This window comes from Pseudomonas sp. G1002 (assembly GCF_013385455.1).
In the GTDB taxonomy this organism is placed as follows: Bacteria; Pseudomonadota; Gammaproteobacteria; order Pseudomonadales; family Pseudomonadaceae; genus Aquipseudomonas.
Genome location: NZ_JACAPY010000024.1, coordinates 79,034 through 93,258, shown reverse-complemented (window position 1 = coordinate 93,258; position 14,225 = coordinate 79,034). Strand labels below are relative to the sequence as shown.

Below are 14,225 nucleotides of genomic sequence, written 5' to 3'. Positions count from 1 at the left end.
TCAAGTTGTAGATCCCTATGCTCGTAGATTCCCATTGCCACCTTGATCGCCTCGACCTGGCCCAGCACGGCGGCTCCCTCGACGCCGCCCTTGAAGCTGCGCGCCAGCGCGGGGTAGGGCACTTCCTGTGCATCGGCGTCAGCGCGGAAAACGCCGCCGACGTCAAAGCCCTGGCCGATCGTTATGCCGACGTCGACTGCTCGGTGGGCATTCACCCGCTGGACCTCAAGCCCGGCGAAGCCCCGGCCCTCGACTGGCTGCTCGGCGAACTCAATCACCCGCGCGTGGTGGCCATCGGTGAGACCGGCCTGGATTACCACTACGAACCGGAAGCTGCCGAGTTGCAGCAGGCGTCGTTCCGTCTGCACCTGCAAGCCGCCCAGCAGACTGGCAAGCCGGTGATCGTCCACACCCGTGGCGCCCGTGCCGACACCCTGACCCTGCTGCGCGAAGCCGCGCTGCCCCAGGCTGGTGTGCTGCATTGCTTCACTGAAGACTGGGACATGGCCAAGGCCGCGCTGGACCTTGGTTTCTACATTTCCTTGTCGGGCATCGTGACCTTCCGCAACGCCGATGCCCTGCGCGATGTTGCACGCCAGGTCCCGGCAGACCGCCTGCTGGTGGAAACCGATTCGCCGTACCTGGCGCCAATTCCTCATCGCGGCAAACCCAACCTGCCGGAATATGTACGGGATGTGGCGGATTACCTGGCGATGCTGCGGGGCGAGTCCTACGAGCGCTTTGCCGAGCAGACCACCGAGAACTTCAAGCGCCTGTTCCCGCTGGCCCACGTCGGCCACTGAATCGCAGGCAAAAAAAACCCGGGTTCTGGGGGGTGAATCCGGGCTAAGACCATTAGGAGTAAAACAAGGGTACGCAGTCCGTCGGTACCCAGGTCGACGCGTCACTTGGGGGAGATGCCACGCCGACATTTCAAGTATTGATCAGTATCCGATTCAGTCCAGCCACATCTGATCGTTTTTTAAACAGATTTGGAATACGCCCGCTTCGGTTGAGTTCTCATTGGATGCGATGCACACGCGCCAATCACCTGTTTTATTTCTGACTCGAATCGGCACATTCGTTGGCGTGCTGTAAGTTAAGTGCAAAGGTTGTTCATATAGGCGTTGCCCAACGACCGTTCAGTCGGGATAATCCCGCGCACCGGGTAAAACGTTCCGACAAGCACGGCTTGGGGAGCGAACGCCCTTCCAATATCCATCTCTGCAGACCTTTTTCTTATGCACAAAGAACCCCGCAAGGTCCGTGAGTTTCGCCGCCGCGAGCAGGAAATTCTCGACACCGCACTCAAGCTGTTCCTCGACCAGGGTGAAGACAGCGTCACCGTCGAGATGATTGCGGATGCCGTGGGTATCGGCAAAGGCACCATCTACAAGCACTTCAAGTCCAAGGCCGAGATCTACCTGCGCCTGATGCTCGACTACGAGCGCGACCTGAACGAGCTGCTGCACTCGGCCGATGTCGACAAGGACAAGGAAGCGCTGTCCCGCGCCTACTTCGAGTTCCGCATGCGTGACCCGCAGCGCTACCGCTTGTTTGATCGCCTGGAAGAAAAAGTGGTGAAGGGCCATCAGGTGCCGGAAATGGTCGAGGAGCTGCACAAGATCCGTGCCTCGAACTTCGAACGCCTGACCCTGCTGATCAAGGGCCGTATCAGCGAAGGCAAGCTCGAAGACGTGCCACCGTATTTCCACTACTGCGCCGCCTGGGCGTTGGTGCACGGCGCCGTGGCGTTGTACCACTCGCCGTTCTGGAGCAATGTGCTGGAAGACCAGGAAGGTTTCTTCCAGTTCCTGATGGACATCGGCGTGCGCATGGGCAACAAGCGCAAGCACAGCACTGATTTGCCGAACGCCGAAACGCCGGCCACTTGAATCATTCGCCAGCGTGATGGCGATATGATTTCCTGCCCAGCGCAGTAACCCAGGAATATACTCAGGCAAGGACCTTGCTAAAACTTGATTTTTCAGTCAGGTTTTAGTGCGCCCGAATTATCCTCTGCCGGAGTGATCCATGATCGTTGATCGTCAAGGCAGGCGATTCCGCAATTTGCGGATCAGCCTGACCTCAGCCTGCAATTACGCCTGTACCTACTGCGTGCCCAACGGCAAGCGGCTGGTGGCTGCGCAGGACGAACTGTCGGCCGAGGCGATGGCGCGGGGTGTCGAGTACCTGATCGAGGCCGCCGGCATCGAGCGCCTGCGGATTACCGGCGGTGAACCGTTGGTCAGCCCCAAGCTGGAAGCCTTCATGGGCGCGGTGGGGCAGATGGGGCTCAGTGATATCAGCCTGACCACCAACGGCCAACTGCTGGCGCGCAAACTGCCGCTGCTGGTGGACGCCGGGATTCGCCGGATCAACGTGTCCCTCGACACCCTGGACGCCGACGCCTTCCGCAGCATCGCTCGCGGTGGCGACCTGGCCACCGTGCTCGATGGCATGGACCAGGCGAGCGCCGCCGGAATCAAGATCAAGGTCAACATGGTGCCGCTGCGCGGCCAGAACCTCGACCAGGTGATGCCGCTGCTCGACTACTGCCTGGAGCGTGGCTACGAGTTGCGCTTTATCGAATTGATGCGCATGGGCCACCTCGCCAACGATTCCAACGCGTTCCTGCAGCAATTCGTCAGCCTTCAGCAATTGCTCAGCCTGATCGGCGAACAGTACGAATACCTGCAAGCCAACGCCCCGGTGGACGCCACTGCCGTGCGCTACGAAGTGCCCGGCAAAGGTTTCTTCGGTGTCATCGCCAACGAAAGCGTGCCGTTCTGCCGGACCTGTTCGCGTTTGCGCCTGTCGTCCACCGGCTGGCTGCATGGCTGCCTGTCGTCGAGCAACCGCCACTACGTCGGCGACCTGCTGGACAAACCCCGCCACCAGGCCCTGCCGGCCTTGCAGCGCTTGTTGGTCAAGGCCTTGGGTGACAAGCAGGAAGTGGCCTTCTCCGGCGGCGCCACCATCATGAAGATCATCGGCGGCTAGTCTCGCAAGCTGGCGCAAAATCTGCATCTCGTGCCCATTCGCCGGTTTTCCGTCACCGGCCTTTGGAGAATTAGGATGCGTAGTCTGGTTTTGATGCTGGCGTCACTCGCGCTGGGTGGCTGCATGACCGTCAGTGATATGGCCGAAGGCACGCGCTATCAGATGAGCGATGCCGGGCTGCTGGACCACAGCGATACTCGCCGCGTCAATTCGGTCCGCATACAGCCGGACTCCTTCGTCTTCATCGCCCAGGGCGCCTTCACCCCGCCGGGCAGTGCTTATCCACGGCCTAACGTGGTGGCCGAGGAAGCCTTCAACGGCTTTGTCGAATATTTCCCGATGGTCCGCCGCGCCCGCAAGCCGGAAGGCCTCGAGCAGGCGATGTCGGAAGCCCGCGCGGCGGGTGCGCATTACCTGCTGTACTGCCGCTTCGCCCAGGCGGATGACCGTATCGGCAACGCCGATGAATGGTCTGACCAGGAGGCGGTGGATCGCCTGGGTATCGACACCGGCACCATTCAGGTCATGTTGATTGAGACCAGCACCCAGTATTTGATTGATACTGTGCGGATTCACAGCCGTGGCGGTTTACTGACGTTCCACGACAACAAGCCTGATGACCTGATCGGCAAGCCCCTGGCGCACTACGCGCGCAGCCTGTTGGGCATGAGCGATCAGTAAGACACAAGGAGAGCAGCATGACCGATTCGGCCAAGGCCAATGACCTGTTGGCGCAATTGCCCAAGGGCAAGGGGCCCGCACCGGTGCATCTGTGGAACCCGGCGTTTTGCGGCGATATCGACATGCGCATCGCCCGCGACGGCACCTGGTTCTACATGGGCACGCCGATTGGCCGCAAGCCGATGGTCAAGCTGTTCTCCACTATCATCCGCCGCGATGGCGATGATTATTTCCTGATCACCCCGGTGGAAAAGGTCGGGATCAAGGTCGATGACGCGCCCTTCGTCGCCGTGACCCTGGAAGTCGAAGGGCAGGGCGAAAGCCAGGTCCTGCGCTTTACCACCAACGTGGATGAGCAGGTCGAGGCCGGTACCGAGCATCCGCTGCGGGTGGTGATCGACCCGGACACCCAGGAACCCTCGCCATACCTGCGGGTGCGCACCAACCTCGAAGCCCTGGTTCACCGCAATGCGTTCTACCAGCTGGTGGAGCTGGCGGTGACCCGTCCGATCAACGGTAAGAACTGGCTTGGCGTCTGGAGCGGCGGGGTATTTTTCCCCATCGGCCTGGAGCCCTGAGGCTGATTTCTCGCTCTCCCTGAAATAATTCGCTTGCTGTAGCCGGGCGCTTTCGGTTATCAATTTGTACATGATTAGACATGTCCGATTTGATAAGAAAAAACGCGTCGTCGACGAGCTGATCCGCCGTATCGAGGGTGGAGTGATGGCTGACGGTGTCCTGCTGCCGGGCGAGCACCAACTGGCCGAAGAGTTTTCCGTCAGCCGCGGCACCCTGCGTGAAGCCCTGGCCGAACTCAAGCGCCGCAGCTACATCGCCACCCAAAGCGGTGTCGGCTCCATCGTCACCTTCGACGGCATGGTGCTCGACCAGCGCAGCGGCTGGGCCCAAGCCCTGGCCGACACCGGCGCGGTGGTGACCTCCGAAATCCTGCGCCTGGAAGCCGTCACCCGCCCGGACCTGCTCAGCCGTCACGGCAGCGACCAATTCATCGCCCTCGACCGCCGCCGTCGCGCTGCCGACGGCACGTTCGTGTCCCTGGAGCGCTCGCTGATGCCGGCCTCGGGTGGCCTCGAAAGCCTGCCGCAAGTCGGCTTGATCGATAATTCCCTGACCATCACCCTGGCGGCCTATGGCTATGTCGGCGCCACCGGCAACCAATGGATCGGTGCCGAGCCTCTGAACGAAGAAGACGCCCAGCTCCTGGGGCGCCCGGTGGGCACGGTGTTCCTCAAGGCCCTGCGCACCACCTACGACCGCCAGGACCGCTTCATGGAGTCCGTCGAAAGCTTGCTCGACCCTCTGCATTTCCGCTTGCACCTTCAATTTGGAACACCGACATGACCGCCACCACCCGCGCCCTCGGCGCCTTCTACGGCCTGGCCCTGGGCGATGCGTTGGGCATGCCCACCCAGTCCCTGAGCCGCGAGCAGGTCAAGGCGCGTTTCGGCGCGATCACCGGCCTGGAAGATGCCGACGCCGATCAGCCGATCGCGCCGAACATGCCCAAGGGCTCGATCACCGATGACACCGAACAGGCGATCCTCGTCGGCCAGTTGCTGGTGGACGGGCAGGGCAGGATTGAACCCACCGAACTCGCCCAACGTTTGATCGACTGGGAAGCGGTGATGCGCGCCAAGGGCTCCCAGGATTTGCTGGGCCCCTCGACCAAGCGTGCGATCGACATGATCCTGGCGGGCCATACCCCGGAAGAGTCCGGGCGCTACGGCACCACCAACGGCGCCGCCATGCGTATCACCCCGGTGGGCATCGCGGCGGACGTCAACGACCCGGCGCAGTTTATCCAGGCGGTGATCCAGGCGTGCCAGGTCACCCATAACACCAACCTGGGCATCTCCAGCGCGGCGGCGGTGGCGGCGGTGGTTTCCGCCGGGATCAACGGCGTCGATCTGGGCGAAGCGCTGAACATCGGCACGCAGATCGCCCAGCAGGCGGAAAACCACGGCCACTGGATTGCCGGCGGGCGCATCGCCACCCGCATCAGTTGGGCGCGCACCTTGAGCGTCGACAGCGGCGACAAGGCGCTGTTTACCGACCTGCTTTACGAATTGATCGGCACCTCCGTGGCGTCCCAGGAATCGGTGGTGGTGTCGTTTGCCCTCGCGCAGCAAGTCGCGGTGGGTGAAATGAACGCCATCGAAGCCCTGTGCATGGCCGCCAGCCTCGGCGGCGACACCGACACCATCGCCGCGATTCTCGGCGCGATGCTCGGTGCGTGCCTGGGGATGCAGTGCTGGCCTGAGGCGATGATCGAACAGGTCAAGCAGGTTAACCGCCTGGACCTGGAACCCTTGGTCCAAGGCCTGCTCGAGCTGCGCTGAGCACCGCAGATCGAAACATGTGGGAGCTGGCTTGCCTGCGATAGCGGTCGATCAGTTGGTGAATCATCGACTGACACCACGCTATCGCAGGCAAGCCAGCTCCCACATTGATCCAGTCGAGTCAGGAAGACCGAAACACAGATTCAACTTGCCAACCTGCCACAACCACAAAAAAACAGGCATCAGGAGCACCCCACCATGAGTACGTCCTCTTCCGGCCAAAGCGCCGGGCAATTGGAAACACGCGGCATCGAGCCGGTCCCGGAAGGCGAGTGCAACGGCCATCCGCTGCAACTGTTCTGGGTCTGGTTTGCGGCCAACATCAGCATCCTCGGCTTGCCCCTGGGCGCGACCCTCGTAGCGTTTCGCGGCCTGGCGATCTGGCAGGCAATCATCGTGGCGATCCTCGGCGCCGCCGGCTCGTTTGCGGTGGTGGGCATCATCTCCATCGCCGGCCGTCGTGGCCGTGCACCGAGCCTGACCCTGTCCCGGGCGATCTTTGGCGTACGCGGCAATATCGGCCCGACGCTGGTGTCGCTGATGTCGCGCCTCGGCTGGGAAACCGTCAACACCACTACGGCTGCGTTCGTGCTGTTGTCGTTGTGCTCGATCCTGTTCAATTCGCCGGTTGCCGCCAAAAGCGCTCCGGTACTGACCCTGCTGTTCATCGGCATCTTCGTGCTGCTGACCCTCGCCGTGTCGGGCCTGGGCCATGCCACCTTGCTGGTGATCCAGAAGTGGGCCACCTACGTGTTCGGCGCACTGAATATCCTGGTGGGCGGCTTCCTCTGCGCCACCATCGACTGGAGCGCGGTATTCAACGCCACGCCTGCGCCGTTGAGCGCGATGATCATCGGCGTCGGCACCATGGCCGCCGGTACCGGTATCGGCTGGGCCAACGCCGGTGCCGACATGTCGCGCTACCAGCACCGCAGCGTCAAGGCCGTGCGCCTGGTGGCCTCCGCGGCATTCGGTGCGGGGATTCCGCTGGTGCTGTTGATCACCCTCGGCGGTTTGCTGTCGGTGGGCAACAACGACCTGGCGTCGGCCACTGACCCGATCATCGCGATTCGCGACATGCTGCCGACCTGGATGGCGGTGCCGTACCTGATCACCGCGTTTGGCGGGCTGTTGCTGTCGAATAACCTGTCGGTGTACTCGGCGGGCCTCACTACCTTGACCCTCGGTTTGAAGGTCAAGCGCGTACACGCGGTGATCGTCGACATCGTCGCGATCTTCGCCGGTTCGATCTACTTCATGCTGATCGCCGACAGTTTCTACGGCCCGTTCATCACCTTCATCTCGCTGCTGGCGGTACCGATCACCGCCTGGGTCGGGATCTTTGTCGTCGACCTGATTCATCGCCACTACTACAGCCCCAAAGACCTGCTGGACGTAACGCCAAGCAGCGCCTACTGGTACCGTGGCGGAGTTGAATGGCGTGCGTTCGGCGCCTGGGCGATTGCGATCGTGCTGGGCTTCAGCTTCACCACCATCGGCACCACGGCCGAGAACATCTGGTTCGCCGGTCCGCTGTCCGATTCGTGGCTGGGCCACAACGGCCTGGGCTGGATCGTCACCTTCCTGGTGGCCGGCGGGATTTATGCGGTACTGGGTGGCGCGGCTGATCGTCGTCCGGCTTTGGTAGAGAGCGCTAATGTCTAGATTGCTGCACAGCGGCCAGGTCATCGTCGACCTGGTCATGTCCCTCGACACATTGCCCGCCACCGGCGGCGATGTATTGGCCAACTCCGCCAGCTTCGAAGCCGGCGGTGGCTTCAACGTGATGGCCGCGGCCCGACGCAATGGCTTGCCGGTGGTCTACCTGGGCCGCCATGGCACCGGCCGCTTCGGCGACCTGGCGCGCGCGGCGATGCAGGCCGAGGGCATTGAAATGGCCTTGGCCGCCAGCGACGACAAGGACACCGGCCTGTGTGTGTCCCTGACCGAAGCCACCACCGAGCGTACCTTCATTTCCCATATCGGCGCTGAGGGTGACTTGCTGGCGCAAGACCTGGCCAATGCGGTACCACGCGACGACGACTACGTGTACGTCAGCGGCTACAGCCTGCTGCTGGAAGGCAAGGCCCAGGCGTTGCTCGATTGGCTATTGGAATTGCCGCGCCAGATCACGGTGGTGTTCGATCCGGGCCCGCTGGTGAAGGCACCGGACTCGGCCTTGATGGTCGCCCTGTTGCCGCGTATCGATATCTGGACCAGCAACGGTCCGGAAGCGCTGGCCTTTACCGGCGCGAGCGATCTGGCGGGGGCATTGCTCAAGCTCAACGAGCACTTGCCCGCCGACACCTTGCTGGTGGTGCGCGATGGACCGAATGGCTGCTGGATCAGCCGTAATGGCCAGGCCGAGCATGTGCCGGGATTCAAGGTCAAGGCGGTGGACAGCAACGGTGCCGGCGATGCTCACGCCGGGGTGTTTATCGCTGGCCTGGCCAATGGTTTGGCGCCAGCTGTCGCGGCACGTCGCGCGAACGCGGCGGCGGCCTTGGCGGTCACGCGCTGGGGGCCGGCCACGTCACCGGGCACGGCTGAAGTGGATGCGTTGTTGAGCGAGGGCTGATTCGGCAGAATAGTCGCCATTCAGCACGGAGCAGCGTCATGACCCAGAACATCTACGACACCGAGGTTTTCTTCGAGGGCTACAGCAAAATGGGCCGCTCGGTAGAAGGCCTCGCCGGCGCGCCGGAGTGGCCGGCGTTGCAATCCATGCTGCCGCCCATGTCGGGATTGAAAGTCGTAGACCTGGGTTGCGGCTACGGCTGGTTCAGTCGCTGGGCGCAGGAGCAGGGCGCCGAACAGGTGCTGGGGCTGGATGTCTCGCAAAAGATGCTGGCGCGGGCAAGGGAGATGACGTCCTCTTCGGCCATCACCTACGCCATTGCCGACCTGGAAAAACTCGAGCTGCCTGACGCCACTTTCGACCTGGCCTACAGCTCATTGGCGTTTCATTACATCGTCGATCTGAAAGGCCTGTTCGCGCGTATCCATCAAGCGTTGGTGCCGGGCGGGCGGTTGGTATTTTCCATCGAGCATCCGATCTTCATGGCGCCCCGGCAGCCGGGCTGGCTGGTTGATGAGCAAGGGCGAAAGAGCTGGCCGGTGGACAGCTACCAGTTGCAAGGACCACGGGTGACAAACTGGCTGGCGGATGGCGTGATCAAGCAGCATCGCACCGTGGGCACGTTGCTGACGCTGTTGATCCAGGCGGGGTTTACCCTGACTCATGTCGACGAGTGGGGCCCGAGCGAAGCGGACCTGAAAGCCCGTCCCGCACTGGCAGAAGAGCTTGAACGCCCAATGATGCTACTGGTGGCCGCCCACCGCTGATTCCTTGGGTGAAAACCCGACCAAAAATGTGGGAGCGGGCTTGCTCGCGAATGCGGTGGCTCAGCCAATGAATCTGGCACTGATACACCGCTTTCGCGAGCAAGCCCGCTCCCACATTTTGTTCCGCGTTAACCGGCCTTTTTCAGCGCCTCAATCAACTCATCCTTGCGCATGGTCGAGCGCCCGGGAATGTCCTTGGCACGCGCTTCTCTCAGCAAGCTTTCCTTGGTCTGCGTACCCAGCGAAACCCGGCTGTTACGCGGATGCCCCTCACGACTGGCCGCAGCCCGCTTGGCCGACTCATGCCGGTCCTGGGACTTCTTCGCCGGCGCCTTGCGCTGGCCTGAACCGCCGGCCTTTTCGCCGCCGCCAGACTGCTTGTTGACGGTGGCCCAGGCCCGCGCCTCGGCTTCTTCTTTCGACAAGCCCTGGTGCTCATAACTCTCTTCGATATGGGCGGCCTTGCGCTTCTGTTCGGTGGTGTATTTGGCTTTGCTTCCACGAGGCATTGCGATACTCCTTCTGGCCCTCATACAAGATACAAGGGCCAGACCAGGCAAGGTGTGTTATTGGCTCGCTTCGCTTTCAAGCTTGCGAGCCGCTTCCACGCCGGACGCGGTGAGCTTGATCGGCAGGTTCAGCGAATGTTCACCGGCATCGTTGCAGGTCACATGGCCTTCCTTGATCCACCCGCGGTCCTGCAAGGTGGCCAAGGCGCTGGCCACCACTTTTTCACCTCGGTAGTTGTCCAGCACTTCTTTGCCCAACCCACTGGGATGAGCGTGGAGCAGACGGGTGAGGACTTCTTTTTCAAGGTTGTGATCGACGTTCATGCATACCTCTTCACTGGGAAATGGTTGGGTGTTCGTCTTTCTTGCGCATTAAGGCGCTGGCTGTTTTGGCGCGCCGGGGATGTTGGAGTCGTCACCCTTGTTGATCGAGGGCGAAGTGGCACCTGGGCCCATTTTGCCGTTGGGCACCGCACCGCTGTTGCGATTGGTGTCGTCGCCCTGGGTGCGTGGGTCCCTGCTGTTGTCGATGATGGCGCCGCCGTTGGTGTCCATGCCGGTACCCATCGAGTCCTTCGACTCTTGGGCGGCCGGGTTGGGCGGGCTGCCGACAGGGTCGGTCGGGCCGGTGCTGGAACCTGTGGTGGCGGCAAAGCTGCTCAGCGAAACAGCAGACAGCAAACCGGTGAGGGCGAGGGCGGCAAATTTGGAAGTCGTCATGATGGTGTCTCCATATGATTAATGTCCTTACCTGATATTGGTCCGCCCCCGTTTGTGATTCGTGCCTCGATACCGACGAACGGTCTTAGGTCGCTTGTAAGATTTTGTGTGACGAGATTCGGCGCCAGATCAACCGCGCCACCGTGATCAGCCAATTGAGCAGCGCCACCGCCAGTACACTCATCAACAGGGTCGGCATGCCGTATTCGACGATGAGCTTGCCCGCCAGCAACGGGAAACCGAACACCCCGATAAAGTACGCCAGGCTGAACAGCAGCAACGCCTGGGACGTGGTGCCCGCAGGTGCCTCGTTCGCAGCCAAACCATTGATCACCGAATACGTCAGGCCATAACCCACGCCCAGGGTGACGGCCGCCAGCAGGTAGCTGTAGTTGCCACTGACCCTGAACCCGAACAGGAAAATCGACCCCAGCATCAACCCGGACAACACACACGCCGCCCAATACGGATCACGCTTGACCACGATGCCGGCGATCAGCAGGCGGCTGGTAATCGCCGCACTCATGAAGCCCAGGAAGAACAGCGAATAGTCCAGCCCGTGCAACGCCGCGTAGCTGGTCTGGAAACTCGACAGCCCGCCAAACACGCAACCGCCGAGGCCCACCATGATGATCGCGAACACCGCCCGGGACGACAGCACCTTGCGTGTCGCCGACCAGGAAATCTTCGCCGCCGGCGCGGTGTGTTGACTCAGCGCGCGACCCAGTCGCCAGAAAATCAGCACACCTACCAAGCTCGCCAGCGCTGCTATATGAAAGGCCGCCGTCAGCGAAAAATCCAGGGCACTTGCCGCCCGCCCCAGCAGTGGCCCGGAGCCGATTCCGGTCATCATGCTGCCCGACAGCAGGGCAAAATACTTGGCCCGTTGCGCCGGTTCCACCAGCATCGCGACGATGATCGGCCCCAACGTGTAGAACACGCCCCAGCCCAATCCCAACGACAAGCCAAAGAACATCAAGCCCTCGCCGACCCCCGGCGCCAGCGCAAAGCCCAGGCACGCCACCACCAGCAATACGCCGAGCAGGGCGATCGACCTGGCAGCCCCCAGCAGGTCGGCCAGATGCCCGGAAACCAGCACCGCCACAAAGGTGCTGAGCATCGCCATGGAGATCACGCTGCCGGCGTCGTGTTCGTTGCCGCCGCGCGAATGGATCAGCAGCGACAGCAAGAATGTCGAGCCATAGGACAGGGAAAGCAGGTAGCTGGCGAGGCAGAAAAGGGCGAACAGTTTTCCGCCGACCGCAGGTGAGGCGTGCATGGGGGAGCCTTGCGTCTGTTGGATTTATGCCCAACTTTTTACCATGCACGGCACGTGGGATTGTTCTGTGGTTCGCGGCGCTTGCGTTAGCCCGCAGCGGAGTATGGCGTGCCTATTTCTTCGATGAACAGGTTCATGAAACCCTTCAACCGCTCATGGCGCGCCAGGGCCATGCGTTGCCCCGTCGGCGTCTGAAATCCGCCCGCCAGATGCAGCAGCTTGGTCTGGAAATGGTCGAGGCAAAAGCGCTTGTCGTCGTACTCGCGATGCTGCGCCGTTGGGTCAGCCGGGTCATACAGCCCGCTGCCCATGCGCCCGGCGATGTAAAATGTGCGGGCCACGCCGATCATGCCCAGGGAGTCCAAACGGTCGGCATCCTGCATGATTTTTGCCTCGAGCGTCACCGGAATAAGGCCCGCCGAAAAGCTGTGGGTCTCGATGGCGTGGGTCACCGCTGCAATCTTCCCGGGCTGCCACGCCAGCCCCTGCAAAATCTCCCCGGCCTTGTCTGCCGCCAGTTTCGAAGCCTTGGACCGCAACGGCGAATTCTTCTCCACTGCCACGCAGTCGTGCAGCAACACGGCTGCCAGCAGTACCTCGGGATCGCCACCTTCTTCAGCCTGGATCAAGCGCACGTTGTGCCATACCCGCTGCAAGTGGGACAGGTCGTGGACGCCGTCTTCGGAAGGCTCAAGGGCGTGAGGCAATAACGTCGCGGCGAGGTCGGTCAAGGGCGTGAAGGGCATGGGGATTCTCAAAGGTCGATGGCCTGCAGGTTAGCCGCGAATCAAATTGCACTGCAATCGGTCATTAAAGCGCCTTAGTATGTGTGCTCTCTTTCCCTGACAAGGCCTGCCCATGACCATCGAGATTCGCCCCGCCGTGCCCAGCGATGCTGCGCAGATCCTGACCTTCATCACCGAGCTTGCCGACTATGAAAAAGCCCGGCACGAAGTGATCGCCAGCGTGGTGGACATCGAGCGCAGCCTGTTCAGTGAAGGTGCCACCGCCCACGGCCTGATCTGCCTGCGCGACGGTTTGCCGATCGGCTTTGCGGTGTTCTTTTTCAGCTATTCCACGTGGCTGGGCAGCAACTGCCTGTACCTCGAAGACCTGTACATCAACCCCGAGCAACGCGGTGGCGGGGCGGGCAAGAAGTTGCTGCGCCACCTGGCGAAAATCGCCTGTGACAACGGCTGCGGGCGTTTCGAGTGGAGCGTGCTGGACTGGAACGAGCCGGCCATCGCGTTCTACAAATCCATCGGTGCCCAGCCCCAGGAAGAGTGGGTACGCTACCGCATGGAAGGCGACGCCCTGAGGGATTTCGCACAGGGTTAAGTGTGCATAAAGGACCGGCTTTTAAAGCCGGTTTTTTTATATATTTGCTCACTATATGGGATGATAATTTATATATTGAGATGTTCCGGTTTCTGGGTTTATAGTCTTGCGCATCAGCACTCACTACCAAAAACAAAACAGGTGAAGCGATGCAGGCACAACCGTTGTCGTTACCTCCGGTGCCCGAGCCGACGTACGGCGAGCGACTGAAGAACAAAGTCGTGGTCATCACCGGTGCCGCCCAAGGCATTGGCGAGGCTATCGTCGCCTGCTTCCAGGCTCAGCAGGCGCGCCTGGTGATCGGTGATATCCAGGGCGAGAAGGTCGAGCAAGTTGCCGCCCACTGGCGCGAACGCGGCGCCGAGATCTACGCACAACCTGTCGACATCACTTCCAAGGATCAATGGCGCGCCCTGGTGGACGTAGCTATCGAACGCTTTGGCCGCGTCGATGTGCTGGTCAATTGCGCCGGCGTCAACGTGTTCCGCGACCCGCTGGAAATGACCGACGAAGACTGGCGCCGCTGCTTCGCCATCGACCTCGACGGCGCCTGGTACGGCTGCCGTACCGTGTTGCCGCACATGATCGAGCAAGGCATCGGCAACATCATCAATATCGCCTCCACCCACTCCAGCCACATCATTCCCGGCTGCTTCCCGTACCCGGTGGCCAAGCACGGCCTGCTCGGGCTGACCCGCGCGCTGGGCATCGAATACGCGCCCAAGGGCATCCGCGTAAATGCCATCGCGCCGGGCTATATCGAAACCCAACTCAACGTCGATTACTGGAACGGCTTTGCCGACCCGCACGCCGAGCGCCAGCGTGCCTTCGACCTGCACCCGCCCAAGCGCATCGGCCAGCCGATTGAAGTGGCGATGACGGCACTGTTTCTTGCGACCGATGAGGCGCCCTTTATCAATGCCACCTGCCTGATGATCGATGGTGGGCGGTCGGTGATGTACCACGATTAAAACTTTTCCAAATAACAAG

17 protein-coding genes are annotated in these 14,225 nt (G+C 61.7%); 12 read left to right on the top strand and 5 right to left on the bottom strand.

Annotation, left to right across the window (positions count from 1 at the left end; genetic code table 11):
* Positions 1-17: 17 nt before the first annotated feature.
* From HX801_RS12750 to HX801_RS12705, 10 genes are all read left to right on the top strand, one after another.
* Positions 18-803: a TatD family hydrolase gene (locus tag HX801_RS12750; protein ID WP_017475806.1), complete on the top strand. Its 786-nt coding sequence runs from the start codon at positions 18-20 to the stop codon at positions 801-803.
* A 438-nt stretch (positions 804-1,241) separates the two neighbouring features.
* Complete coding sequence (locus tag HX801_RS12745) at positions 1,242-1,895, top strand: TetR/AcrR family transcriptional regulator (RefSeq protein ID WP_004371278.1); 654 nt, start codon at positions 1,242-1,244, stop codon at positions 1,893-1,895.
* A gap of 139 nt (positions 1,896-2,034) precedes the next feature.
* Entirely contained in the window at positions 2,035-3,003 is a 969-nt protein-coding gene (locus tag HX801_RS12740) for a GTP 3',8-cyclase MoaA (protein ID WP_004371275.1), read from the top strand.
* A 75-nt stretch (positions 3,004-3,078) separates the two neighbouring features.
* On the top strand, positions 3,079-3,684 hold the full coding sequence (locus HX801_RS12735) for a DUF4823 domain-containing protein (RefSeq protein ID WP_177022193.1): 606 nt from the start codon (positions 3,079-3,081) through the stop codon (positions 3,682-3,684).
* Between the two features lie 17 nt (positions 3,685-3,701).
* Positions 3,702-4,262: a DUF1285 domain-containing protein gene (locus HX801_RS12730; RefSeq protein WP_177022192.1), complete on the top strand. Its 561-nt coding sequence runs from the start codon at positions 3,702-3,704 to the stop codon at positions 4,260-4,262.
* Positions 4,263-4,332: 70 nt separating this feature from the next.
* On the top strand, positions 4,333-5,046 hold the full coding sequence (locus HX801_RS12725; RefSeq protein WP_080673275.1) for a GntR family transcriptional regulator: 714 nt from the start codon (positions 4,333-4,335) through the stop codon (positions 5,044-5,046).
* Positions 5,043-6,044 carry an ADP-ribosylglycohydrolase family protein gene (locus HX801_RS12720; protein ID WP_004371263.1) on the top strand — a complete coding sequence of 334 codons (1,002 nt, stop codon included), beginning with the start codon at positions 5,043-5,045 and terminating at the stop codon, positions 6,042-6,044. The genes HX801_RS12725 and HX801_RS12720 overlap by 4 nt, the downstream gene beginning before the upstream one ends.
* Positions 6,045-6,242: 198 nt before the next feature.
* Positions 6,243-7,709: a cytosine permease gene (locus tag HX801_RS12715; RefSeq protein WP_008434943.1), complete on the top strand. Its 1,467-nt coding sequence runs from the start codon at positions 6,243-6,245 to the stop codon at positions 7,707-7,709.
* Positions 7,702-8,622 (top strand): PfkB family carbohydrate kinase, encoded by a 921-nt coding sequence (locus HX801_RS12710; protein WP_177022191.1) that lies wholly within the window; start codon positions 7,702-7,704, stop codon positions 8,620-8,622. Before HX801_RS12715 ends, HX801_RS12710 begins: the two co-directional genes overlap by 8 nt.
* Before the next feature lie 38 nt (positions 8,623-8,660).
* The gene (locus HX801_RS12705; protein ID WP_177022190.1) at positions 8,661-9,389 is read left to right on the top strand and encodes a bifunctional 2-polyprenyl-6-hydroxyphenol methylase/3-demethylubiquinol 3-O-methyltransferase UbiG; all 729 of its coding nucleotides are present in this window, start codon (positions 8,661-8,663) and stop codon (positions 9,387-9,389) included.
* Between the two features lie 128 nt (positions 9,390-9,517).
* Here HX801_RS12705 and HX801_RS12700 read toward each other — a convergent pair whose 3' ends face one another.
* From HX801_RS12700 to HX801_RS12680, 5 genes are all read right to left on the bottom strand, one after another.
* The gene (locus HX801_RS12700) at positions 9,518-9,898 is read right to left on the bottom strand and encodes a Rho termination factor N-terminal domain-containing protein (RefSeq protein WP_087692768.1); all 381 of its coding nucleotides are present in this window, start codon (positions 9,896-9,898) and stop codon (positions 9,518-9,520) included.
* A 57-nt stretch (positions 9,899-9,955) separates the two neighbouring features.
* Positions 9,956-10,222, bottom strand: coding sequence for a hypothetical protein (locus HX801_RS12695; protein WP_087692767.1), 267 nt, complete (start codon positions 10,220-10,222; stop codon positions 9,956-9,958).
* Positions 10,223-10,270: 48 nt separating this feature from the next.
* On the bottom strand, positions 10,271-10,618 hold the full coding sequence (locus HX801_RS12690) for a hypothetical protein (protein ID WP_177008408.1): 348 nt from the start codon (positions 10,616-10,618) through the stop codon (positions 10,271-10,273).
* An 85-nt stretch (positions 10,619-10,703) separates the two neighbouring features.
* Positions 10,704-11,897 (bottom strand): MFS transporter, encoded by a 1,194-nt coding sequence (locus tag HX801_RS12685; RefSeq protein WP_177022189.1) that lies wholly within the window; start codon positions 11,895-11,897, stop codon positions 10,704-10,706.
* Positions 11,898-11,983: 86 nt separating this feature from the next.
* Positions 11,984-12,643, bottom strand: coding sequence for an HD domain-containing protein (locus HX801_RS12680; RefSeq protein WP_177022188.1), 660 nt, complete (start codon positions 12,641-12,643; stop codon positions 11,984-11,986).
* 112 nt (positions 12,644-12,755) lie between these two features.
* On the opposite strand from HX801_RS12680, the gene HX801_RS12675 reads away from it, so the two are divergent.
* On the top strand, positions 12,756-13,235 hold the full coding sequence (locus tag HX801_RS12675) for a GNAT family N-acetyltransferase (RefSeq protein WP_004371239.1): 480 nt from the start codon (positions 12,756-12,758) through the stop codon (positions 13,233-13,235).
* A gap of 149 nt (positions 13,236-13,384) precedes the next feature.
* Complete coding sequence (locus HX801_RS12670; RefSeq protein ID WP_177022187.1) at positions 13,385-14,206, top strand: SDR family oxidoreductase; 822 nt, start codon at positions 13,385-13,387, stop codon at positions 14,204-14,206.
* Positions 14,207-14,225 lie beyond the last annotated feature (19 nt).